This window comes from Edaphobacter paludis, from assembly GCF_039993895.1.
In the GTDB taxonomy this organism is placed as follows: Bacteria; Acidobacteriota; Terriglobia; order Terriglobales; family Acidobacteriaceae; genus Edaphobacter; species Edaphobacter paludis.
Map to the genome: position 1 here is coordinate 3258581 of NZ_CP121194.1, position 23217 is coordinate 3281797.

21 protein-coding genes are annotated in these 23217 nt (G+C 55.1%); 15 read left to right on the forward strand and 6 right to left on the reverse strand.

The features are described from left to right. Window positions 1-98: 98 nt before the first annotated feature. From P4G45_RS13565 to P4G45_RS13580, 4 genes are all read right to left on the reverse strand, one after another. A complete protein-coding gene (locus tag P4G45_RS13565) occupies window positions 99-1634 on the reverse strand; it encodes a hypothetical protein (RefSeq protein WP_348267014.1) in 1536 nt (511 codons plus the stop codon). A 56-nt stretch (window positions 1635-1690) separates the two neighbouring features. Beyond that, a complete protein-coding gene (locus tag P4G45_RS13570) occupies window positions 1691-2791 on the reverse strand; it encodes an FtsX-like permease family protein (protein WP_348267015.1) in 1101 nt (366 codons plus the stop codon). 112 nt (window positions 2792-2903) lie between these two features. Next, window positions 2904-5516: a hypothetical protein gene (locus P4G45_RS13575; RefSeq protein ID WP_348267016.1), complete on the reverse strand. Its 2613-nt coding sequence runs from the start codon at window positions 5514-5516 to the stop codon at window positions 2904-2906. A gap of 48 nt (window positions 5517-5564) precedes the next feature. Beyond that, complete coding sequence (locus P4G45_RS13580) at window positions 5565-7079, reverse strand: hypothetical protein (protein WP_348267017.1); 1515 nt, start codon at window positions 7077-7079, stop codon at window positions 5565-5567. Window positions 7080-7295: 216 nt separating this feature from the next. On the opposite strand from P4G45_RS13580, the gene P4G45_RS13585 reads away from it, so the two are divergent. The 3 genes from P4G45_RS13585 (at window position 7296) to P4G45_RS13595 (ending at window position 10377) form a co-directional block, all read left to right on the forward strand. Continuing rightward, window positions 7296-7712, forward strand: a complete 417-nt coding sequence (locus P4G45_RS13585; RefSeq protein WP_348267018.1) for a helix-turn-helix domain-containing protein — start codon at window positions 7296-7298, stop codon at window positions 7710-7712. A 261-nt stretch (window positions 7713-7973) separates the two neighbouring features. Beyond that, on the forward strand, window positions 7974-9143 hold the full coding sequence (gene metK, locus P4G45_RS13590; protein WP_348267019.1) for a methionine adenosyltransferase: 1170 nt from the start codon (window positions 7974-7976) through the stop codon (window positions 9141-9143). 121 nt (window positions 9144-9264) lie between these two features. Continuing rightward, window positions 9265-10377: a methylated-DNA--[protein]-cysteine S-methyltransferase gene (locus tag P4G45_RS13595; RefSeq protein ID WP_348267020.1), complete on the forward strand. Its 1113-nt coding sequence runs from the start codon at window positions 9265-9267 to the stop codon at window positions 10375-10377. 5 nt (window positions 10378-10382) lie between these two features. Here the strand turns inward: P4G45_RS13595 and P4G45_RS13600 are convergent, their stop codons facing one another. Then, window positions 10383-10799, reverse strand: coding sequence for a pyridoxamine 5'-phosphate oxidase family protein (locus tag P4G45_RS13600; RefSeq protein ID WP_348267021.1), 417 nt, complete (start codon window positions 10797-10799; stop codon window positions 10383-10385). 87 nt (window positions 10800-10886) lie between these two features. Between P4G45_RS13600 and ahcY the strand changes: the two genes are divergently transcribed. Beyond that, window positions 10887-12323, forward strand: coding sequence for an adenosylhomocysteinase (ahcY, locus tag P4G45_RS13605; protein WP_348267022.1), 1437 nt, complete (start codon window positions 10887-10889; stop codon window positions 12321-12323). 130 nt (window positions 12324-12453) lie between these two features. On the opposite strand, the gene P4G45_RS13610 is transcribed toward ahcY, so the two are convergent. Continuing rightward, complete coding sequence (locus P4G45_RS13610; RefSeq protein ID WP_348267023.1) at window positions 12454-12780, reverse strand: helix-hairpin-helix domain-containing protein; 327 nt, start codon at window positions 12778-12780, stop codon at window positions 12454-12456. Window positions 12781-12938: 158 nt separating this feature from the next. Here P4G45_RS13610 and P4G45_RS13615 point away from each other — a divergent pair, with 158 nt between their 5' ends. The 11 genes from P4G45_RS13615 (at window position 12939) to P4G45_RS13665 (ending at window position 23175) form a co-directional block, all read left to right on the forward strand. Beyond that, a complete protein-coding gene (locus tag P4G45_RS13615; RefSeq protein ID WP_348267024.1) occupies window positions 12939-14582 on the forward strand; it encodes an alkaline phosphatase family protein in 1644 nt (547 codons plus the stop codon). Continuing rightward, entirely contained in the window at window positions 14579-16201 is a 1623-nt protein-coding gene (locus P4G45_RS13620) for a multicopper oxidase (protein WP_348267025.1), read from the forward strand. Before P4G45_RS13615 ends, P4G45_RS13620 begins: the two co-directional genes overlap by 4 nt. A 240-nt stretch (window positions 16202-16441) precedes the next feature. Continuing rightward, window positions 16442-16780: a phosphoribosyl-AMP cyclohydrolase gene (gene hisI / locus P4G45_RS13625; protein WP_158910147.1), complete on the forward strand. Its 339-nt coding sequence runs from the start codon at window positions 16442-16444 to the stop codon at window positions 16778-16780. Further along, window positions 16780-17661 carry an ATP phosphoribosyltransferase gene (gene hisG, locus P4G45_RS13630; protein ID WP_348267026.1) on the forward strand — a complete coding sequence of 294 codons (882 nt, stop codon included), beginning with the start codon at window positions 16780-16782 and terminating at the stop codon, window positions 17659-17661. Before hisI ends, hisG begins: the two co-directional genes overlap by 1 nt. A 60-nt stretch (window positions 17662-17721) precedes the next feature. Further along, window positions 17722-18981 carry a histidinol dehydrogenase gene (gene hisD, locus P4G45_RS13635; RefSeq protein ID WP_348267027.1) on the forward strand — a complete coding sequence of 420 codons (1260 nt, stop codon included), beginning with the start codon at window positions 17722-17724 and terminating at the stop codon, window positions 18979-18981. Next, a complete protein-coding gene (gene hisC, locus P4G45_RS13640; RefSeq protein WP_348267028.1) occupies window positions 18978-20108 on the forward strand; it encodes a histidinol-phosphate transaminase in 1131 nt (376 codons plus the stop codon). Before hisD ends, hisC begins: the two co-directional genes overlap by 4 nt. Further along, on the forward strand, window positions 20108-20716 hold the full coding sequence (gene hisB, locus P4G45_RS13645) for an imidazoleglycerol-phosphate dehydratase HisB (RefSeq protein ID WP_158910151.1): 609 nt from the start codon (window positions 20108-20110) through the stop codon (window positions 20714-20716). Before hisC ends, hisB begins: the two co-directional genes overlap by 1 nt. Then, window positions 20713-21321 carry an imidazole glycerol phosphate synthase subunit HisH gene (hisH, locus tag P4G45_RS13650; protein ID WP_348267029.1) on the forward strand — a complete coding sequence of 203 codons (609 nt, stop codon included), beginning with the start codon at window positions 20713-20715 and terminating at the stop codon, window positions 21319-21321. The genes hisB and hisH overlap by 4 nt, the downstream gene beginning before the upstream one ends. Window positions 21322-21323: 2 nt before the next feature. Further along, window positions 21324-21605: a biotin/lipoyl-containing protein gene (locus P4G45_RS13655; protein WP_348267030.1), complete on the forward strand. Its 282-nt coding sequence runs from the start codon at window positions 21324-21326 to the stop codon at window positions 21603-21605. Further along, window positions 21606-22376: an imidazole glycerol phosphate synthase subunit HisF gene (hisF, locus tag P4G45_RS13660; RefSeq protein ID WP_348267031.1), complete on the forward strand. Its 771-nt coding sequence runs from the start codon at window positions 21606-21608 to the stop codon at window positions 22374-22376. 124 nt (window positions 22377-22500) lie between these two features. Then, window positions 22501-23175 carry a HisA/HisF-related TIM barrel protein gene (locus P4G45_RS13665; RefSeq protein WP_348267032.1) on the forward strand — a complete coding sequence of 225 codons (675 nt, stop codon included), beginning with the start codon at window positions 22501-22503 and terminating at the stop codon, window positions 23173-23175. Window positions 23176-23217: the final 42 nt, after the last annotated feature.

Here is a 23217-nt window from a genome sequence, read left to right on the forward strand (position 1 = left end):
ATTGGCTAGAGGTTTCCGGCTCGCCTTTGCAGGCGCGATCGATCATCCAATCGAGGCTGCCTGAGCAGCCCGATCTTCCTTCCGACTACCACTATTGCCTAGGGTTGCGTGAATAGCGAGGCGAGTGGAAACGTGGAGGAGCCGGCGATCGCTTTACACGTCTCGGCAGCAGTGGCCTCAGGCAAAAGCAGGTAATGGGTGTCGGGGGTTCGCACGTTGCCGAAATCATAGTGAGTGCAGACCTGCCAGCTTTCGATCGGCATGAAATTGGAGATCGTCTTCAGTTGGCTGACATTCCCGAAGATAAAGTCAGGACGAGTGGCGACGCAGGCTGCCAATCGTTCATCTTTATTCAAGCGGGCCGCAGCCCTTCCATTGACCAGGCCGGCCATGTCACAGATGTTTGCCTTCGAAAAGTAGCCGATATAGCCGACGTCCGAGGCAATTCCCTGCTTGCCCTGAAGGACGTCAAGGTGCTGGCCCTGGAACTCTTTCATGGTTCTCACCCTCGTGGACAGGACGCGATACATGACTTTGCACTCGATCGGCAGCATGAGAAGAAGAACGACAAAGAAACCGTAGATAAGAGGGTAGGACTGGTTGACCGGTGGACGATCTGAATCAATCGAACCCAGTTCAAGAAGATTCCAGAGCGTGGAGAAAAAGTAAGCCCACACAAGGTATCTGGCCCCCTGAATCTCCTGACCGCGCAACGCAGACAGTGCAAGGACAGCGGGAAAGACGATATTCGCGAAGAGCGTGGGGATGGAGAGGGTCCCCGCGCGGAACAACAGAATGAGCGTAAGCAGCCACAACAGCAGGAGGCCTACACCAAAGGTGAGCGCTCCTCCAAGGACCGTTGCTGCGGTCGAAAAGGCTTGCCATGTGGGGATTCCGCTGGACTTGGCGAGGGCGGTATCTGGCAGAAGAGCGTGCATCCTCCAGACGATAAACGCCAACGCGAGAAGACTGCCCAACAGTACATGGCTGGAGTGAAGTATGGCGCTCCACCACCGCGACGAAGGTTTACTGCCGCTGAATATCTGCTTCCAGGCAAGGATCAAAAAGACGATACCGCATAGGAAGGAAAGTTCGGTGCGGAGGAGCACCATGAAGAATGCCAATACAGTGAACGAAAGATATTGGAGCGCTGTAGGGGCTTTACAGCGAGTTTGTCGAAAGGCAAATACGCAGAGGAGCGCCACGAAACAGAGCGCAAAACCGGTCTCCATACCATCGTCGAGCCATCGGACGGCGGAGGGCATCACAAGGATGCAAAGCAAAGCGACACTTAGAAGGCGGGCTCGAGCGGACTCACGAGGGATGAACTTCAAGAGGATGAAGGCAGTGCCCAGAAAAAGCAACAGATGCATGAAACTGGAGACGCCACGAGGAAGATTGGGCGACGTAATGAAACCGCGAAGAAATGCAAGCAGGTGCACGTAGAGAAGACTGGAGGCTCCATAACTCGGGTGAACACCATCGTAGGTGATCAAGTGAGTGCGGAAGAGGTTGTCGGCGTAACGCAGGTGAATGAGAGCGTCATCCTGAATAGCCGCCCAGGACAAAACAATCCAGCCAACGAGCCAAAGTCCCAGAAGCGGTAGAACAAATTTGTAAACCCTATTGTTCAAGCAACCACCCCCGTTTGAAATAAGTCCAGGAATCCAAAGTGCTTACAGTAAGACTTCTATTCATAGGAGAGAGCATCGATGGGATCTTTGCGCGCGGCTTTGATAGCAGGATAAAAGGCCCCGAGCATGGCACCCGAAAAGGCGATGAGGACTGCTGTAAAGACCCATTGGGGGGTGACGGCGAAGGCCAAAGTCGGGAATTTATAACGGAAGGCCGTACGCATTAGAAAGGTGACTGCGACTCCGAGGATGATCCCGGAGATGGCAAGCAGCGCGGTCTCGCGGAGGACTACCGTGATGATGTAAAGGCGGGAAGCGCCGAGCGACTTGAGGATGCCGATCTCGCGGGTCCGCTCCATGACTGCGGTGTACATGGACTGAAAGATGACGAGAAAACCGATAAGCACCGCGATGCCGATGACAACGCGAAGGCCGATATTGAAGCCGGGAAGCTTTTCGGGGGAGAGATTGGCGAGCAGCTCCTGTAGGGTCTCGATGTTGTACTCCTGCATGCCCGGTGTGGAGAGAACCTCGCTGCGGACAGCATCCTGAAACTGCGGGGGATTCTCGGTGCGGAGATAAAACATGCTGGCTTTGCCGGGAGTTCCACCAATCTCATTCATGGTCGTGATGGGGATGAACTTGCGTCCACCCTTTCCGTGCTGAACGATGCCCGAGATGTGAAAAGGATGGTGCAGCACGTCCATCGTGTCGCCGACCTTGAGGCCCTTAGCGGCTTCAAGATCGTCGATGATAATGTCGTCGGGATGCTGAAAGGGGGTTCCGGAGACGAAGACGAAGGGACGAAGAGCGTTATAGCTGGCGTAGTCGATGCCGTAGATGTTTTCGAGGGTCTTGCCGGCAGTTAACTGAATGTTGACTGGAGCAGCGACCTCGACGTGAGGAAGGCGACGGAGAACATCGGTTACCTGGATGGAAGCGGCGGCGCCGGACATACCGATCAGGTTGGTGGCTGCTCCGGGATGCACAATCATGTCCATGCCGATGCCGCTCTGACTGATCCGCTGGCCGTTAAGCTGACCGAGCATAATGGCGGCAATGGAGAGAATCATGATGACTTCCATGGCAATGGCGAAGGCGCTGATGATCGAGCGCAGCGGGCGATGGACGAGATTACCGACAACCAGTTTATTCATACAATTAACAGTGTATGGGAGCAGGAGCGCGAAGTATCTTTATTGACCGGGGTTTTGTGGCGAGCGAACCGGAGGCAGGCGGCGGGGAATACTCCGGACACCGTTTAGGACCTTATTCGGGAAGAACCCGCAGATTAAACTTCATGACGGATGGAGTGATGGAAGCACTGGTCGGATTGCATACATGAACATTTACGGTTCCATTGGGGTATACATATGTTGACCCCCAATCCAGCGATGACCAGCCAGCGGACAATGAGCCTGCAGGGGATACCACAGCTATCGTGGATGTCGTTGCTTTTTTCACTTGCACCTTCATATCCTGACATCCCTGAGCAGGAATAAGGGAACCCCCAATGTCGGCGGTGATGGCATCGGACCGCGCTGGAAGATCAGAGACGTAAGCCAACTGCTCCAGCTTTCCGTTGAAGCCGACAAAGTGCGCACTTGCCCTGTCGTACCGGAGATCGCCTGTGGTCGTTTTCGATCCGTTGTGGTCAGTTCCGAAATTCACGCCTGCTTTTGCCTGAATTGGGTAATTCGAAAGTATGTGAGAATCTTTAGCATTTCCGGCGCCACAGCAAATTTCAAAAACAGGTATGGATTCACCTGCAACCCACCACGACCATGTCGAGCTATCGGGGTCATACTGAACATTCGGGCCGTTATTGGGAGTCAGCACCAGACCAATCGCCGCATCCTTCCCTTTGCAGCCGGATAACTTGCACGGCAACTCAATTACAGCTTTTTCCGGTGCATAGCGTGCAGCCATCCATGAACTCCAGAGGCCACTGTTATAGAGAAACGACTTCGGAGGTCTAAAACTTCCGCCATGTCCTGCATATTCCCATTCAGGCGTTGCATTGTTGATGCTGTACCCAACACGGTCGTCATTCATCACTCCGGAAACGGAATAGCCAAATACCGGATCGTTATCAATAACATCCGGGAAGTAGACTGTTTGGAAATTGAACCCTTCCGAGACTCGTTGCTGCATCCATTCCGCTTCCTCGAGCGAAAGCCCTAGGGCGAATGGAACAGTATTCGGGCTAAGCTCAAAATGATTATCCGTAGTGTCCTTGGATGAACCTTGCACACTGTATACTTCCGCGCCATAGTAAATGTTTGCTTTATTGTTATTCGTTTGCAGATTAGCAGTTTCTCTCTCGGCAACAGAATTAGAGCCCAATTGATTCCATTTGAGCTTCGTCCATCTTCCCGGCCCCGTTGTTTCCGCACCAATGACGGTAAACACCCCATCGAAGGACGGATCAGAGGCCTTAGCAATTTTTACCGTAAGCCCAATTGGATCGAAATCCAACGGGGCATTGTTCGGAAGATCGAGGGTTACCTGATTCGACGCTCGGACAAGCGATGCTGGCGTCAACGACAAATTGAGGAATGAGGTCGCCATCGCATTTTGCAGCGACGCTCCACTGAATACCCATAGGGTCGAACCATCCAAAGAGCCCATAACCGGAAATATTCTACGCAAAGGCTTTGGAACTTTAGCCCTGTAAGTGTCAATATCCATCGAAAAAACACGTCCGCACCACCCCCCTTGCGTAAGAACAGAATTGGAGGGATGAGCATATTTCAAAGTAGCAATCAAATGTCGAGAATTTGTGATTGATTTAATATCAATCCATTCGAACGTAGAGTAGGCACTGTGCTTCTCATCTGCCAGACAAGCGAGCCCGGTTGAGAAGCGAGACGTGTCTTTCACAGATAAGTCGTACCTGCTAGCTGCATTAAAGGTCGTCGGCTCAACGCTGGAGGTTAGTACAGTTGAATGGCTAATCGGAAATGTCTGCCGATCAGGAGTGATTCTTGTGAACTCCGAGGAGAAATCACTATTAATCATTTGAAGAGCGCTGCCAGTTTGGGCATCCGTGATCGACGATACGGGAAAAGAAAGAGCGTCAACCGGATCCGTATCATAGAGAATCCGTCCATTACCCTGTGTCCCTGGGGCGTTCGTTGGATCGACACCTATAGCTCGCGATCCTGGAACACAACTAACCGCGCAATTGCCCTCGTAGACATTAGCATCTTGCAGTGCATAAGTATCGTGGAGATGTGTACCCTCGTCGAAAGCATTTCGGTAACCACCGTTGCTTTGGGAACGCAAAGTTTCTGCTAGGGTATCTCCAATCCCGTGCGTGTAATTTATCACCTGCTGTGTTATATGTTGGCCCTGTTCATAATTGTACTGAAAGACGCCGAGAGCAGTTGCTGTAGTCTTGCCAAGCATTGCATCGTTGCTACCGTCCCCAAGGTTTTCCTGAAGTATAGATCGTGTGAGGTATCCGGCTGGCCTAGACGGAGATGGAACGCCTTGTTTCGTACGAATGTCCGTAGTATATTCTCCCAAAAATTCCGCTCCGAAAGGATTTTGTAAGTAGGGGTCATTGAATATATGACCGCTTCTCCCGGCACGGTAATCGAATATCTGGGTTCCTGGTGGATTCCTTGTCCCTAGGCCGATGTAACTTGAATCTAAGTTCCCAGAGAAATAGCCTGGAAATTCGGAAAGAGTGTAGTTTGTGTCGACGATGACCCTGCAGCCAACTCCAGCACAGGCGAAATTGATTGCATTGGCGATTCCATCATTTTTGTTAGGAGCACTTAGATGTTGGAAACTTTCCACCGTCTGACTTAATCCGATTTCAAGACCTCCTTGAAGAAGAATCGAGAGAATAGATATGAGCATATAAAAACGCATTGCCACCCTCCGTTGATCTTGAAGGCTCATCAGGTATCGATCAGAAAACTACGCTTTCGTCACGAGAGCTGCTCGGCTGTTCTTTTTCATTCCAAACATGACTCCGGCCCAAGGTATCACTTGGGTTGCAACCCAATATACAACCAAGAGCCTCGGGGTCCAATAAGTGACGACAGCCAAGAGCGCGAAGATACCTTCTTCCGTAGACCCTTGACCGCCACTGCAAAGGTACATATAGATCATCGGCCAAGGAGAATCTTGGACACTTCCTGCGGCGTTAAGAACAAGAAACAGCACCAGAAAAACACAAGGTATCGCAACTGCTATGCCGGGCCAACCATAGCGGTGATAAGCATCGGCCCAGTCACTAAACGATATTCCGGTAGTCACGTCGCTTTCAGGAATTATCCCAGCAAATCTTCCTTCTTGATTTGGCGAAGCAACCAGCTCGCATTGTCCAGGAAGAAGAAACGAGAATAACTGACATTTTACAGTGTGAAATACCGGAAGAGACTCCCTTCCGTTCTGATCAGTAGCAGCAATGAGTAGATCGTCGGGTGATAACAGAGAGTAACGCTCCAAGATATAGGGCAAATGACGTTCACCGTAATAGTTGCCGCTGTTGTCCCTTTTTTCCTCCTCTAGTTTGTTTTGATTGTAAACTTCAACCATCTGGAGAAAATAGGTCGGATTAGCAAACCATGTTGTCAATGTCTGTTGAAGCGTTCCTCTATTTACATCCGATCTACCTACTTGGGCTATTGGCATGCCGATGGTTTGGATGAAGCCGATCGTTAATGCCAAAACAATAAAATGTACCGCCTTGAATCGAAATTTCAATATCAGCGCTGGCAATAGCCATACAAAGACGGGTGTCATCAACCCGACTTTTGAGAAACTTGCAACTCCGAGAACGAAGGAATAAAGAAGGATTAGAAAGTTCAATAAATCCAGACTCTTTTTCCCATTTGTCCTCTTGATGTTTGAATATATGCCGAGCATTGCACCGAGGATCAGTAAGACCCCGGAAAGGTGTTGGGCCGCCGTAAGAAGAATAGTTGTTGTTGTTTTTTGGTCCTCGGACAAACCAGGATAATAAATCTCTATGAGGACCGTAACAACAACGTTAGTGACGAACGCACCGTAAGCAACGAGTTTGAGATCTACAGTGCTTCTTGCGAGATACCTCGAAACGAATTTGCCTAACGGGAATTTCGTCGAGATATAGGCAGCCGCAAGAACCCCAACCATACCGAGCGTATCTACTGTCAGCAATTTATAGGGAACCAACAGGTTGCTCTGTACTGGTTGCCAGAACAAAATTTTCCCTAGGACAGGAACTCCGATTTCTTGCATGGCAATCACTGCGACGAGGAACCCTGACGCTGTGTACGCACCCCCGAGAAGGTTGTAAGAAAATACAGCGCAAACTAGGAAGATAACTATCAGGCTTACCATTTCCACGTCGCCGCCCTGCGCCAGGAGCAGCGTCATCAAGGATAAAACTCCGATAATGATCGGGTTGCGGGGAATCCTCGATAAATTTGGGAGGCGGAAAGCCACAAATATCCTCCTTATCGCTCTTAAAATTTGCAACGGGGAATAGGAAATATGATCTTATTCGTTATAACAGGCACGCGCAACGACGTTGGAGTCAAAGGGTTACCAGTTGGTGGAACCGCTTTGACTTGGTACGGATACAGGTCTATTCTTCCAGCAACCGGGATGATGTCGCAAACAAGTGCATGTTCCGGTAAAGCTGACGGCTGAGCGGAGCGAATGGAAAGATTCTGCGACGAGCTGCGATGGGCGCGGGAGCAGCGAAAGATCTCGATTGAAGCGATCTGCGAGGAGACGAAGGTCTCGCCGCGGCATCTGCGTGCGCTCGAGGCGGGAGAGTACGGTGACCTGCCCGGCGGAGTCTTTCGCAAAGGCATCGTGCGCAGCTATATCGCGGCGCTGGGGCTCGAAGAGGCCTGGTGGCTGAACCGTTTCGAGGCAAGTTTACGGGAGAGCGGCGCCCAGGAGACCGAGGTTGAGGACTGGTCCGAGTTCGCCGAGAATGTGCGCCGAAACAGGGTCGGCGATGATTCTGGGACGAAGCTACGATGGATGGGCGTAGCGATGATGGCGGCTTCTCTGCTGGCTGTGGCGTGGTGTGTGTGGAAGTTCGTCCTGCGTGGGCGACTGCTCTAGCTGCTTCCAAGTAATCCAGCAATCAGGTCTACCCGGGCGAGAAGAAGCAGGGTCTTCCGCCTTCGGCGAAAGAAGTGACAATATTTGAATGAGACTACGACATGTACACGTCTTTCTGTTCGATGCAGGATATTGCCATTGAATCAGCGATGGGTGCGGGCCAATGCGGGGCTTTGCCGCCGCACGTAAACGACGGGTAAAATAAGAGGATTGCAAACTGATCAGGCTAAGTGTCTGTTCTGGCACCTAAAAGGAGTTATTTTGGCGACACGCGATAAGTTTCTGTTTACCAGTGAGTCTGTGACCGAAGGGCATCCCGACAAGATTGCCGACCAGATCTCCGATGCCATCCTCGATGCCTGCCTGGAGCAGGATCCATACAGCCGCGTAGCTTGCGAAACGCTGACCTGCACCGGCCTGGTGGTGGTTGCCGGTGAGATCACGACGAAGGCCTATGTGGACTTTCAGGGCATCGTTCGTGGAACCGTCGCGGCGATCGGATATGACAATGCGCTTTATGGGTTCGATTCGAATACCTGTTCGGTGATCTCGACGATCAACAAGCAGTCGGGCGATATCGCCATGGGTGTCGATACGGGCGGAGCGGGTGATCAGGGCATGATGTTCGGTTATGCGACGAACGAGACCCCCGAGTTGATGCCGGCGCCGATCTCGCTGGCACACAAGCTGGCGCAGAAGCTGAGTGAAGTTCGCAAGTCCGGGCTCATGGCTTATCTTCGGCCCGATGGCAAGAGCCAGGTAACGGTCGAGTATGACTCGAACAACAAGCCCGTGCGTGTGGATGCGGTCGTTATTTCGACACAGCACGCGGAAAACGTCGGCAACGACGAGCTGCGCGCGGATATCCTGAAGCACGTGATTCAGGCCGTTATTCCGGCGGAGTTGCTGGATCAGGACACGAAGTACCACATCAATCCGACTGGCCGGTTCGTGGTCGGTGGACCGATGGGCGATACCGGTTTGACGGGCCGCAAGATCATCGTCGACACCTATGGCGGCATGGGCCGGCATGGCGGCGGAGCTTTCAGCGGCAAGGATGCGACGAAGGTTGACCGTTCGGCGGCCTACATGGCGCGGTATGTGGCAAAGAATATTGTTGCCGCTGAGTTGGCCGATCGTTGCGAGGTGCAGCTTGCCTACGCGATTGGCGTTCCCGAACCGGTTAGCGTACTGGTTGAGACGTTTGGCACGGGCAAGGTGGATGAGGCCCAACTCGAAGCGCTGGTGCGGAAGAACTTCTCACTGACTCCGAAGGGGATCATCGAGAGCCTGAATCTGCGGCGGCCAATCTATAAGGCGACCGCAGCTTATGGGCACTTCGGACGCAAGGGCGAGGGCTTTACCTGGGAGGCAACCGACAAGGCTGCCACTCTGAAGGAGCAGGCGAGCCAGGTGCTGGCTGCCAAGTAAATCTTTTATATTGATGGGAGAAGAGGCGGGCCTGAGGGCTTGCCTCTTCTTTTTTGGCCATCCGAGTTTGAATGAACGAAACGGAGTGTGGCGCGGGGTGGCAGTGGAGGAAGATACTGGAATGACGATGGCTAAAGGAAATTCCAGAGTGAGTGCGGTTCCGAGTTTGTTTGCGGGCAGACAGTGGCAGCAGGTGCTGGAGCGGGATGCCAGCGCGGACGGGCAGTTTTTCTATGCGGTGAAGTCGACGAAGATTTACTGCAAGCCTAGTTGCCCGAGCCGCAGGCCTACGCGGAAGCAGGTTGCCTTCTTCCCTACCCAGGCTGCAGCCGAGGCTGCTGGATACAGGCCTTGCATGCGGTGTGAGCCGGAGCGGACGGCTCCAAAAGATGATCCCCAGGCGGGGGCCATCGTTGCGGTTACTGAGTATCTGAAGGAACATGCGGAGGAGCGGACCAAGCTTGCAGACGTAGCGAAGGCCACGGGTGTGGGGCGGCTGACGATTCTGCGCGGGTTCAAGCGTGTGCTGGGGGTCAGTCCGGGGCAGTATGCGAAGGAGCAGCGGCTGGCGAAGTTCAAGGACAAGGTTCGGCAGCCGAAGACGCGGATTACGGACGCGATCTATGAGGCCGGGTTTGGGTCGAGCAGCAGGCTATATGAGAAGAGCGAGGCTTCCCTGGGGATGACTCCCCGGGTGATGCGCGCGGGTGGAGCGGGGCTGGTCATCCGGTACTGTACTGCGGCGAGTCCGCTGGGGCGGATGCTGGTGGCGGCGACCGATGTGGGCGTCTGCTCGATCGCGTTTGGCAAGGACGATGTCGAGCTGGTGGCGGAGCTGCGGGAGAGATTTAACAAGGCGCAACTGGTGCAGGCCAAGGGGAATACAGGGTGGTTGGCTGATGGCGTGGCGTTTGTGCTGAGCCAGATGGGAGAGCATCCGCTGGCGGCTACATTTCCTCTGGATGTGAGGGCAACGGCGTTTCAGCAACGAGTATGGAAGGCGCTACAGGCAATTCCACGTGGCGAGACGCGGAGCTATGGGAGCATCGCAAAGGATCTTGGCCGGCCTACGGCGGCGCGAGCAGTCGGGATGGCGATTGGATCGAATCCAGTGGCGGTAGTGGTGCCTTGTCATCGGGCGATAAAGAGCGATGGGAGCCTGTCGGGGTATCGCTGGGGCGTGGAGCGGAAGAAAAAATTGCTGGATGCAGAAGCGATTAGACACCCTCACTAGAAAATCTAGAAGGTCATCTCTTCTATAAGTGGCGGCTTTTGATCGTAGTCGCTGAACCTGATCCACGCAGGACGAACGACGAAGTAGGCGATGCCGGGCCAGCTAATGTGTGTACGGCATTCTGGCCAGACTGCAAAGTACGTGTCCTGATAGCGCTTGAGATCTAAGCCTGTTGGCAGACTGGCAATGCCTTCGAACTGCACGGTTTGCTCTGCGCCCCATCCGACGACGAAGGAGCAGCGCGGGCGCTCGATGAGGTTTGGGTATTTTCTGGACGATGCTACGGTATCGAAGATGATCTCAAGATTTGGAGTAGTGGCGATGCCTACGAGCGCGGACTGCGGAGTGCCTGTGCTGGATGTGCTTGAGACGACACCGTAGCGATATTTCGACATAGCCGAATAGAGCGATGTACGGTCCATTGTTTGCCTCCGCTTTCAGGGAAATGGGGCCAGGACTGGTATTCTAGATAGGTTTGCGGATGAAATTCGAATCGAGATGAGGTAACGATGGCGACAGCAATTGTTGATAAGACAGGTGTGGCTTCCGAGTACAAGGTAGCCGACATTTCACTGGCAGAGTTTGGGCGTAAAGAGATCGATATCGCCGAGCAGGAGATGCCGGGCTTGATGTCGATTCGCAACAAGTACGCCGCAAGCAAGCCGCTGGCAGGCGTTCGCGTGACCGGATCGCTGCATATGACCATCCAGACGGCTGTGCTGATTGAGACGATGGTGGCTCTCGGCGCGGATGTTCGTTGGGCGAGCTGCAATATCTTCTCGACGCAGGACCATGCGGCGGCGGCGATTGCTGCGGCAGGCGTTCCGGTGTTTGCGTGGAAGGGCGAGAGCCTCGAAGAATACTGGTGGTGTACCGATCAGGCGCTGCGGCATAAGGGTGGACTGGGCCCGCAGATCGTGATCGACGACGGCGGCGATGTGACCCTGCTGATCCACAAGGGCGTGGAGTTGGAGAAGGGCGATGGCTGGGTCAATACTCCTTCCGGAAATCAGGAAGAGGGTGTCATCAAGGACCTGCTGAAGAAGATCCATGCCGAGGATGCGACCTACTTCCAGAAGTTGGCGAAGGAGTGGCGCGGCGTTGCCGAAGAGACGACGACCGGTGTTCACCGGCTGTACAAGATGATGGAGCAGGGCAAGCTGCTGGTGCCTGCCATCAACGTGAATGATTCTGTCACCAAGAGCAAGTTCGACAACCTCTATGGTTGCCGCGAGTCGCTGGTGGATGGCATCAAGCGCGCGACCGACGTGATGGTTGCGGGCAAGACGGCCGTGATATGCGGCTATGGCGATGTGGGCAAAGGCTCTGCTGCTTCGCTGCGTGGGCTGGGCGCACGCGTGATTGTGACGGAGATCGATCCGATCAATGCGCTGCAGGCGGCGATGGAAGGCTATGAGGTCACGACGCTTGAAGAGACGCTGGGTCGCGGCGACATCTATGTGACCTGCACGGGCAATCTCGACATCATCACCTTCGAGCATATGCAGCAGATGAAGGACCAGGCGATTGTCTGCAACATCGGCCACTTCGACAACGAGATCCAGATGGACCAGTTGAACAGCGCGAAGGGCGTGACCAAGCTGAACATCAAGCCTCAGGTGGACAAGTACACGTTCCCCGACGGCAACAGCATCTTTGTACTGGCTGAGGGACGGCTAGTGAACCTGGGCTGCGCGACGGGTCATCCGAGCTTTGTGATGAGCAACAGCTTCTCGAACCAGACGCTGGCTGCGCTCGATCTTTGGAAGAATAAGGACACGTACAAGCCGGGCGTCTACATTCTGCCGAAGAAGCTGGACGAGGAAGTGGCGCGTCTGCATCTGGAAAAGATTGGCGTGAAGCTGACGACGCTTTCGCCGAAGCAGGCGGAGTATCTTGGGGTTTCTCCGGATGGTCCTTACAAGGCGGAGCAGTACCGGTACTAAAAATAAGCCACTGTTGTACTGGGATTGGAAGACCTCACAAACAAAAGGCCGCAGAGAGATGACTCTGCGGCCTTTTTGTTTGTGGGCTGAATGCTAGCTGGCGCTGGGGGTCGCAAGAGAAATGGTTGGGCTATTTCTTGGGTTTGCTGGCGATGATCTGATCCTTGATCTTGTTGTAGGTCGCCGGCGGAAGAATGCCTCGGCTTGTGAGCTGGTTTTTGGCGGTATAGGGACGACCGTCGATGATGCGCTTGGCGTAGGCATCGCCGATGCCCGGAAAGGCTTTCAGCTGGTCCGGAGTGGCGGTGTTGATGTCGAGTTTGTCTCCGGTGGTGGCGGTGCTGGTGGACGCGGACTTCGCCGTGGCCTTGGAGGACTTTTGGGCAGTTGCCATTACCGGAGCAGACAAGAGGAGCGCCAGAGCGAGTGTGATGGGGGAGCGTAGGAATTTCAGCATGCGGGTGAATCCTCCTGAGATGAATGCGTGCGATGCAAGGGTAGATGAGACGGCCTGGTTGGTCAAAGGAAATGCTGTGGTGTGGTCGGATACGGGATGCTGTGAAGACAAATTCATGCGGTATCTGAAAGACTGGTAGGGCAACCCCCGGGGGATGAATGAAGACTTTGACTGCCTCTTTTGCGGGCGCACTGCTGGCGCTTGGATGGATAGGCCATGGTGTCGCGCAGATACGTCACAACGATGCCAGAGCTACGGCCACGCCGATCAAACATGTAGTTGTGATCTTTGGCGAAAACATTTCGTTCGATCATTATTTTGGAACCTATCCCCTGGCATTGAATCCAGCAGGCGAGCCGGCGTTTCATGCGAAGCCAGATACGCCGACGGTGAATGGGTTGACGGAGACGCTGCTGGAGCATAATCCGAACTTCTTCAATACAAAAGTGAACGGAAAGGATGCGACCCAGCCATTTCGACTGTCGCGCGCGCAAGCGGCCACGGCAGACGAGAACCATGACTATACCGCCGAACAACGTGCCTTCCATTCCGGGTTGATGGATTCGTTTCCGAGGTACACAGGCATTCTGGGGTCGCCGAAGGTGAGGGAGCGGTTAGGCAGCGAAGGCGTCGCTGGAGGGGAGCAGTATGCCCACCAGACGAAGGGCCTGGTGATGGGCTACTTCGACGGCAATACGGTGACAGCAATGTGGAACTATGCGCAACGCTATGCCCTGAATGACAACTCGTTCAACACTGTCTTCGGACCCTCGACGCCGGGAGCGATCAGCCTGATTTCAGGCCAGACGAATGGCATCACCGATAAGGTGAATGCCGGGAATACAGTCATTGAAGGCGGCGACGGGACCTTTACGATGATCGGCGATGGCGATCCGCTTGGGGATATCTGCTCGACGACGTCGGGGGCATTGCTGCAGTTTAGCGGGAACAACATTGGACAGATGCTCTCGAAAAAAGGAGTGACGTGGGGATGGTTTGAGGGCGGCTTCGATCTGACGAAGACGAATCCCAATGGAACGACGGGATGCCAGCGCAGTACGTACTCGCAGGTGGTGAAGGTGACGGACCATGACTATAGCCCTCACCATCAGCCCTTTCAGTACTACAAGGAGACGGCAAATCTGAAGCATGTGCGGCCTGTATCGGTGCAGATGATTGGGCATGATGGCGATGCGGCGAATCATCAGTACGACACCGACGATTTCTTCGATGCGGTGAAGGCGGGAAACTTTCCGGCGGTGAGTTTTTTGAAGGCTCCCGCTTATCAGGATGGACATGCGGGCTACTCCGATCCGCTGGATGAGCAGGCGTTTGTGGTGAAGGTCATCAACTTTCTGGAGCAACAGCCGGAGTGGAAGAGTACAGCCGTGATTCTGGCGTATGACGACTCGGATGGCTGGTATGACCATCAGATGGGGCCGATTGTGAATCAGTCGACGACACGGGCCGATGCGCTGACCGGGCCGGGAGAGTGCGGCGATGGCGCAACTGCGTTGCCGGGGCCACGTACGGCTCATGCTCAGGGACGATGCGGGTATGGACCGCGGCTGCCTCTGCTGGTCGTGTCTCCTTATGCGAAGAAGAACTACGTAGACCATACTTTGACGGACCAGACTTCGGTGCTTCGCTTTATTGAAGACAACTGGCTGGGTGGCGAGCGCGTGGGCGGTGGTTCGTTCGATGCCATTGCCGGGCCGATAACAGGGATGTTTGATTTCAAGCATCCTGATGCGCGGCAATATATTTTGAACGACTCTACGGGAGTTGTGGTGAAGCAGTGACGATTACTCGCAGGAAGTTTCTGGAGCACGCCGGCGTTTTTGCAAGCGGCCTGCTGCTGACCGAGCCAGTCTCCGCGATGGCTCACAGAGACACTGCAATGAGCAACGCGGTGCTGGGACCAGGGGAGTTGACGCCGTTTGTGGATGCGCTTCCGTTGCAGCCGATTGCGAAGAGCATGGGGACGCGGGTGAACCCGGAGCATCCGAGCGAGCAGATTCCTTATTACAAGATCGCCATGCGCGAGATGCATGTGAAGGTGCATCGCGATCTGCCTGCAACGCGGGTGTGGGGCTTTAATGACAGCTCGCCGGGGCCTGTATTTGAAACTCGCAGCGGAGAACCGCTTTTGGTGGAGTGGGCCAATGAGCTTCCGCTGAAGCATTTTTTGCCGATTGACTACACGCTTCCTGGAGCGGAGAAGAGCGTCCCCGAGGTGCGGAGCGTGGTTCATCTGCATGGCGGCAGAACGCCTCCTGATAGCGATGGCTATCCCGAGGACTGGTATGTTCCGGGGAAGTCCGCGGTCAACTTTTATCCGAACCAGCAGGACGCGGCGACACTGTTTTATCACGATCATGCGATGGGGATTAATCGACTGAACGTCTATGCGGGTTTGCAGGGGATGTTCTTGATTCGTGATGCGGTGGAGGACGCTCTGAATCTTCCGAGCGGCAAGTATGAGGTGCCGCTGGTAATCTACGACCGCTTTCTGCGCAAGGATGGGCAGCTTGAATATCCAGTGTCGGCCATACCGGGCAAGCCCTGGGTGCCGGAGGTGTTTGGCAATGTGGTGCTGGTGAATGGCAAGGCGATGCCTTATCTGGAAGTGGAGCCGCGAAAGTATCGGCTGCGAATTTTGAATGGATCGAATGCGCGGTTTTATCGGCTGTCATTTGACAATGGGCATGAGTTTCATATGATTGGATCCGATCAAGGCCTGCTGGAGAGTCCTTTGACTTTGCGGCGATTGCAGCTTGCTCCCGCAGAGCGGGCCGATGTGGTGGTGGACTTCAGCAAATGTGCAGGCAAGCGGATGCAGCTTGTGAGTGACTCGCTGCAGGTGATGCAGTTTCGTGTGGCTGCTCAAGGCGGGGCTGATACGAGTGCGCTGCCGATGAAGTTGCGTGCGGTCGAACGTATCAAAGAGACAACCGCAGTGAAGACGCGGCTGCTGACGCTGGATGAGCATCTGAATCTCGCCGATCAGTCGATGGACATGATGCTGAACAATACTCCGTGGCATATGCCGGTGACGGAGAAGCCTGTAATTGATACGACCGAGATCTGGGAGTTCGTAAATCTGACGGAGGATACGCATCCAATTCACCTTCATCTGGTGCGATTTCAGATTCTCGACCGGCAGAGAATTGATACGAATGCATTTTTCGATAACAGAACCGTGTCGTTCATGGGGAGCGTTGAACCGGCGAAAGGATCAGAGGCCGGATGGAAGGACACGGTGCGTGCCGATCCGGGGACGCTGACGCGAATTATCGTGCCGTTCAAGGGATATGCAGGGCGCTACGTGTGGCATTGCCATCTGCTGGAGCACGAGGACAACGAGATGATGCGGCCTTATGAAATTCTGGCTGCGGAGCCGCAGAAAGCAGGCAAATGATTGACAAGCGACGGCATCGCAGCTACCTTTAAACGTAATGAGCGTTCGTCTCCAGCATCACGGCCATCACCATCATCATGCGCAAAGCGTGTTGGCGGCTGTGTCCGGTGTGGCGAAGTAACGAACGCATACTAAGGATTGGAAAGGCCCGCTAACGCGCATATCGCGAGCGGGCCTTTTTTGCTGCCCGTTTGCCCAATGGCATGTTGGATGGCCGAAGAGAGACTAAGGAGAAAGACGATGGAAGCGGTAAAGATTGATTTTGCGAAGATGGATGGCCTGGTTCCGGGCATCGTGCAGGATGCGAAGACGGGCGAGATGCTGATGCTCGGCTTTTTGAACGAAGTGAGCTATGCGAAGACGCTGGAGACAGGTTTTGTGACCTTCTGGAGCCGGACGCGGAGCAAGCTTTGGATGAAGGGCGAGACCAGCGGCAATCGGCTGAAGGTGATCTCGGCCGCAACGGATTGCGACAACGATGCTCTGCTCTTCAAGGTAGAGGTCGAGGGCGATGGGCTGGTGTGCCACGAGGGCACGGTGAGTTGCTTTACCAAAAATATTGAAACGGAGAAAGCGTAATGTCTGGTGCGAAGAAGCTGAAGCTGGGGATTCCCAAGGGCAGTCTGCAGGATGCGACGATTGCGTTGTTTGAGCGAGCAGGTTGGAGAATCTTCGCGAATGGGCGGAGCTACTTCCCTTCTATCGACGATGCCGAGATTGAGTGCATGCTGGTGCGTGCTCAGGAGATGGCGCGCTATGTCGAGCATGGTGCGCTGGATGCTGGACTGACGGGCAACGATTGGGTTCTGGAGAATGAGACGGATGTGGAATACGTCACCAGCCTGACCTACAGCAAGCAGAGCCGGCAGAAGGTAAAGTGGGTGCTCGCAGTTCCCGAAGACTCGCCTTTTCAGAAGCCTGAGGATTTGGCGGGCAAGATTATTGCTACCGAACTGGTTGAGTTTACGAAGCGATACTTTGCAAGCAAAAACATTCCCGTGAAGGTGGAGTTTAGCTGGGGCGCGACTGAGGTGAAGCCACCTACGCTGGCCGATGCGATTGTCGAAGTCACAGAAACAGGTAGCTCACTGCGGGCCAACCGGCTGCGGATTATCGAGACGCTGATGGAGAGCGAGACGCAGTTGATCGCGAACAAAACCGCATACAAGGATGCCTGGAAGCGGGAGAAGATCGGCAACATTTCGCTGATGCTGAATGCTGCGATTGCGGCTCAAGGTCGTGTGGGGTTGATGCTGAATGCTCGCAAGGAAGCGCTGGATGCAGTGATTGGCGTGCTCCCGGCGTTGAATTCGCCGACGATCTCACAGCTTAGCGATGAAGGATGGATTGCGCTGAATACGATTCTGGATGAGGCTGAGGTTCGGGATGTGATTCCGAAGCTGAAGGCCGCTGGCGCTACTGGGATTGTGGAGTATCCGTTGAGCAAGGTTGTACTGTAACGATGGCTTTTCACGCCTGGCTCTTGTTGAGAGCCGGGCGCTGGTATTCGGAGTTCATGGATGAAGCTGGTACGAACATTTGGGCGGAGTAAGGCGGCGGCCGCCGCTCTGGTGGAGACACTGGAGCAGCGTGGAGCAGCAAACACGGCGAAGGTGGAACCGGTGGTGCGGCGGATTCTTGCGGATGTTCGCAAGGGTGGCGATACCGGACTGCGAAAGTATGCTGCCAAGTTTGATGGATTGGCGAAGGGGCAAGCCCTGCTGGTCTCTCGTGAGGAGATGCATGTCGCCTGGGACGATACTGCTCCAGAGTTGCAGGCGGCGATGATGGTGGCGCGTGGCAATATCCTTGCATTCGCCGAGGCGCAGAAGCCGAAGGAGTGGACGATTGCTCCGGCAGAGGGCGTGAAGACAGGGCAGATTGTTCGGCCGCTGGGAAGTGTGGGTTGCTATGTGCCGGGAGGACGATACCCGCTGCCTTCGACGCTGCTGATGACAGTAACTCCGGCGCAGGTGGCGGGAGTGGAGCGAATTGTAGTGTGCTCACCCAAGCCGGCGCGGGAGACGATGGCTGCTGCATGGCTTGCCGGAGTGACTGAGTTTTATCGCGTGGGTGGCGCGCAGGCGATTGCGGCAATGGCCTTTGGGACAGAGACGATTGGCCGCGTCGATAAGATTGTAGGACCGGGAAATCTATTTGTAACTGCGGCAAAGACAATTGTTTCGACGGAGTGCGGAATTGATATGCCCGCGGGGCCGACTGAGATTGTGGTTACAAGCGAGACTGGAGATGCAGCGGGGATTGCAGCGGACCTGGTGGCGCAGGCGGAACATGATCCTGAAGCGTTGGCTATTTTGATTACGAGCAGTGAAGCGCTGGCAAAGGATGTTGCCGCCGCGGTGAAGTTGCAGTCGGCAAAAAATGCGATTGCGAAGCAGTCGCTGGCAGCGCAAGGCTGCATATTTGTAACTGAATCGGTTGCAGAGGCGCGGGAGCTGACAAACCGCTTAGCTCCGGAACATCTGACTGTCGATGCAGCAGCGGATTTGAAATGGGTTCGCAATGCAGGGAGTGTCTTCGTGGGTGCCTATGCTCCGCAGTCAATGGGAGACTATGTCTCAGGGCCGAATCACGTGTTGCCCACTGGCCGCGTGGGGCGGCTGCGCGGAGGCTTGAGCGTGATGGATTTTGTAAAGGTGATTACCGTGCAGGAGTACACGCGCAAAGGGCTGCGGAAGATTGGCCCTCATGCGATTGCGCTGGCTGAGGCCGAGGGACTGGTCGGCCATGCGGAGAGTGTTCGAGTGAGGATGCGATGAGCGTTGTTACGGAAGTGAAGCCTCGCAAGGCAGTGTTGGGCATGCCGGAGTATCACCCACCGCTGGCGGGACGGGATGCGCTGCGACTGGACTTCAACGAGAACACCTTTGCGCCTTCGCCTAAGGTAATCGAGCGTCTGCGCGAGGTCACGGCAGAAGGATTGACGAAGTACCCCGAGCGCGAACCGGCGGAGCGGATTGCGGCAGCGCACTTTGGATTGAAGCCCGATGAGGTATTGCTGACCAATGGCGTGGACGAGGCTATCCACCTGGTGTGTTGTGCGTTTCTGGAAGAAGGCGACGAAGCTGTGATCTGCACGCCGGGCTTCTTCATGTACGACGTGAGCGTTATGATGATGACGCCAAACCTGCGCAAGGTACAAGCAGATGAAACGCTACAATTTCCATTTGAAAAATTCGTTGCTGCTATTACAGAACGGACGAAACTGATTATTGTGTCATCTCCCAACAACCCTACCGGCGCCGTGGTGAGCCGTGAGCACCTGCTGGCAATTGCACGGGCCGCCCCACAAGCAGTCTTGATGGTGGATGAGGCCTACTACCACTTTCATGGTGAGACAACGATGGGAGACCTGTCGGCTGTACCAAACCTACTAGTGGCGCGGACGTTCTCGAAGGCCTACGGGCTGGCGAATCTGCGGATTGGCATGTTGGCTGGAAATGCCGCGCTGATGAAGTATGTGCGCAAGGTTAGTTCTCCTTACAACGTCAATGGCGTCGCTCTCGATTGCCTGACCGTAGCGCTGGCTGACGAAGACTACCTCGCATGGTACGTGGAGCAGGTGCGAGTGGGCCGGGAACGGATGATGCGCGGACTCGACGAATTGGGTGTTCCCTACTTTCCGAGTCACGCGAACTTTGTGCTGATGAAGATTGGGCCGAAGCATAAGGAACTGGTCGCGGCGATGCGTGCGCATGGCGTGCTGCTGCGCGACCGCTCAGCCGATCCGGGATGCAATGGTTCTGTGCGCATCACGATTGGGATCGAGGAGCATGTGCGGATAGGGCTCGCGGCCTTGCGGTCGTCACTCGAAGAGATTGGATGGAAGCCTGTTGAGGTAAATGTAGCTCAGCAGAGCAGCGATGGGGAGAGGGAGTTTGAGTAATGGCTAAGAGCTTGAGCAAGGTTCGGACAGGAACAGTGAAGCGCGATACGACGGAGACGCAGATTGCGTTGAAGCTCGTCGTCGACGGGCAGGGTGTTTATAAAGTCTCCACCGGCATACGATTCTTCGACCACATGCTGGAACTATTTACACGGCATGGCGGTTTCGATCTGACGCTGAAGTGCACCGGCGATTTGGATGTGGATCAGCACCATACCGTCGAAGATGTTGGGATTGCGTTGGGCGAGGCCTTCAATAAGGCCTTGGGCGATAAGAAGGGCATCATGCGCGCCGGCTACTTTGTGATGGCCATGGATGAGACGCTCGCCGTTGCCGCTGTAGACCTGAGCGGTCGCGTGGCTTACGTCGTCGATGACAAGGTGAAGGTGCGACTGGTTGGCGACTTCCAGAGTGAGCTGCTGGCGGACTTCTTCGATGGCTTTGCTCGCGGCGCGAAGGCCAATGTGCATGTGAAGACGATGTATGGCCGTTCGAATCATCACAAGATCGAAGCGATCTTCAAGGCGTTTGCAAGGGCGTTGCGCGGGGCTTGCTCGCGCGATGAGCGGATGCGGGAGATGTTGCCTTCGACAAAGGGATTGCTGTGATTGCGGTCATTGATTACAAAGCGGGAAATCTGACCAGCGTTGTGAAGGCGCTGAAGTATCTTGGCGCTGAGACGCAGGTGACGCAGGACCCGGAGGTGGTGCGCTCGGCGGCGAAGGTAGTGCTGCCGGGAGTGGGGCACTTTCAGGCTACGCAGTTGCTGACTGATCTTGGACTAACTGAGGCGGTGCGGGAGAGTGTTGCGAAGGGTGCTTGGTTTCTGGGAGTTTGTGTTGGTTTGCAGTGGTTGTTTGAAGGTTCGACGGAAGCTCCGGGGATTCCGGGACTGGGACACTTTGCTGGAATGTGCGAACGCTTCCCTGCTTCGTTTGAGGGCGCAGAGTTGAAGTCGCCGCATGTGGGATGGAACTCATTGGAGAACGTGCGGAGCAATTCGAAGCTGCTGCGTGGCGTGCAGGATGGCGGGTTTGTTTATTACACGCATTCGTGGCGTGCCCCCGTGGTCAATGCAACTGCTGCGGTTACAGAGTATGGAGGAGCGTTTACGGGAGTTGTTGAGCAGGAGAATGTAATGGGTGTGCAGTTTCATCCGGAGAAGTCGAGCGCCGTGGGCTTACAGGTTTTGAAGAACTTCGTGGAGTTGTAGACATGCCCTTTATCTATGAATTGAAGATTGCAGGCAATGAGCCTTCGTATACGTTTGTGCAGCAACTGGTGCCCGCGGGGTCGCTCGTAGGGACGGGACAGGCAGTCTGCACATTGACCGATGGAGCGATGGATTTCCATGTATCTGCGCCGAGGCAGGGGTTGCTCGTGGAGTGGTTCGTGGAGCACGGATCAGTAATCGAGAATATGGATGCGCTGGCTCGAGTTGTCTGCGAGGGAACTGAGGTTGACGTACCGGCGGCTGTGCCGGCGAGGCTGGGATAGATGCTGACGAAACGGATTATTGCTTGTCTGGATGTGCGCGGCGGGCGCGTGGTGAAGGGTGTTCAGTTTGTGGACATCGTCGACGCCGGCGACCCGGCGGAGTTGGCGCATCGCCATGCTGCGGCAGGCGCCGATGAGATTGTGCTGCTGGACATTACGGCAACACATGAAGGACGCGGGACGCTGCTCGATACGGTGAAGCGGACAGCTGCGACTTTGTTCGTTCCGTTTACTGTGGGCGGCGGGATTCGCAGTGCGGAGGATGCGGCGGCGGTCTTCGATGCGGGAGCGGACAAGGTGAGCATCAACTCTTCTGCCATTGCCAGGCCGGAGTTGATTGGCGAGATCGGCGGCAGCTTTGGGGCGCAGGCAGTGATTGTGGCGATCGATGCTCGTCGCGGCACAGCAGGGGTGGAAGACGCCGAAGTTTATGTGAGTGGGGGCCGCAAGCCTACGGGATTGCGAGTTGTCGATTGGGCTCGCGAGGCCGAGAGACGCGGGGCAGGGGAGATTTTGTTGACATCGATGGATACGGATGGGATGCGTAACGGATTTGATTGCGAGCTGACTGCGCGAGTGAGTGAGGCCGTGCAGATTCCGGTGATTGCCTCAGGCGGTGCTGGATCGGCTGCCCATTTCGCTGAGGTCTTTGGCAGAGGCAAGGCCGATGCTGCTTTGGCGGCCAGCATCTTTCATTTTGGAGTTACAGATTCGCGCGAGTTGAAAGCGGAATTACAGCGGGCCGGGATCTCTGTGCGGCTGCCTTGCTGAAACCGACCGCCGATTCATACGGATATACGGATTTAAGAACAGGCATCAGCAAAAACAAAATACAGGGGTCTCTCCACTGCGCTACGCTTCGGTCGAGATGACGTTTTATAAGGGGAAAGAAAGCATGTTGATACCTTCGATTGATTTGATGGGTGGCCGGATTGTGCAGTTGGTGCAGGGCGAGAAGCTGAAGCTGGCCTTCGATGATTTTGAGTACTGGATTGAGCGATTTTCAAAGTATCCCGTGGTGCAGTTGATCGATCTCGATGCGGCGATGCGGCAGGGAGATAATCGCGCGTTGATCGAGATGATCTGCAAGCGGCTCCCCTGTCAGGTGGGCGGCGGCTTGAAGAGCGCTGCGGATGGACAGGCGTTGCTCGATGCTGGTGCAAAGCGCGTGATCTATGGGTCGAGTCTGTTTGGCGCCTCGGGTGTGAACAAGGAGTTCGCCGCCGGGTTGAAAAAAGCGCTGGGTGAGGATGCGCTTGTATTCAGCGTGGATACCAAGGGCGGCAAGGTCGCGGTAAAGGGGTGGAAGGATTCGGTGGACCTGACTCCTGAAGAGGCCGTTACGTGGCTGGAGGATTATTGCGCCGCGTTTCTCTATACGCATGTCGATACGGAAGGAACAATGACGGGTTTCCCGATGGATGTAGCGGCAGTCCTGCGGGCCACGACGGGGCGGCAGCTTATCGTTGCCGGAGGAATCAAAGAACGCGCCGAAGTAGACGCTCTGGATGCAATGGGCGTCGATGCCGTAGCGGGGATGGCGGTGTACTCAGGAGCGATGGAAGCATAGACTTTGCGGGTGGCACAATATCAAGGAGTGTCTGAATGCAGG

Coding starts and splice junctions, on each gene's coding strand:
- P4G45_RS13570 (WP_348267015.1), bottom strand. CDS start 2,791: ATGAATAAACTGGTTGTCGGTAATCTCGTCCATCGCCCGCTGCGCTCG.
- P4G45_RS13575 (WP_348267016.1), bottom strand. CDS start 5,516: ATGCGTTTTTATATGCTCATATCTATTCTCTCGATTCTTCTTCAAGGA.
- P4G45_RS13585 (WP_348267018.1), top strand. CDS start 7,296: ATGGAAAGATTCTGCGACGAGCTGCGATGGGCGCGGGAGCAGCGAAAG.
- P4G45_RS13595 (WP_348267020.1), top strand. CDS start 9,265: ATGACGATGGCTAAAGGAAATTCCAGAGTGAGTGCGGTTCCGAGTTTG.
- P4G45_RS13600 (WP_348267021.1), bottom strand. CDS start 10,799: ATGGACCGTACATCGCTCTATTCGGCTATGTCGAAATATCGCTACGGT.
- ahcY (WP_348267022.1), top strand. CDS start 10,887: ATGGCGACAGCAATTGTTGATAAGACAGGTGTGGCTTCCGAGTACAAG.
- P4G45_RS13610 (WP_348267023.1), bottom strand. CDS start 12,780: ATGCTGAAATTCCTACGCTCCCCCATCACACTCGCTCTGGCGCTCCTC.
- P4G45_RS13615 (WP_348267024.1), top strand. CDS start 12,939: ATGAAGACTTTGACTGCCTCTTTTGCGGGCGCACTGCTGGCGCTTGGA.
- hisI (WP_158910147.1), top strand. CDS start 16,442: ATGGAAGCGGTAAAGATTGATTTTGCGAAGATGGATGGCCTGGTTCCG.
- hisG (WP_348267026.1), top strand. CDS start 16,780: ATGTCTGGTGCGAAGAAGCTGAAGCTGGGGATTCCCAAGGGCAGTCTG.
- hisD (WP_348267027.1), top strand. CDS start 17,722: ATGAAGCTGGTACGAACATTTGGGCGGAGTAAGGCGGCGGCCGCCGCT.
- hisC (WP_348267028.1), top strand. CDS start 18,978: ATGAGCGTTGTTACGGAAGTGAAGCCTCGCAAGGCAGTGTTGGGCATG.
- hisB (WP_158910151.1), top strand. CDS start 20,108: ATGGCTAAGAGCTTGAGCAAGGTTCGGACAGGAACAGTGAAGCGCGAT.
- P4G45_RS13655 (WP_348267030.1), top strand. CDS start 21,324: ATGCCCTTTATCTATGAATTGAAGATTGCAGGCAATGAGCCTTCGTAT.
- hisF (WP_348267031.1), top strand. CDS start 21,606: ATGCTGACGAAACGGATTATTGCTTGTCTGGATGTGCGCGGCGGGCGC.
- P4G45_RS13665 (WP_348267032.1), top strand. CDS start 22,501: ATGTTGATACCTTCGATTGATTTGATGGGTGGCCGGATTGTGCAGTTG.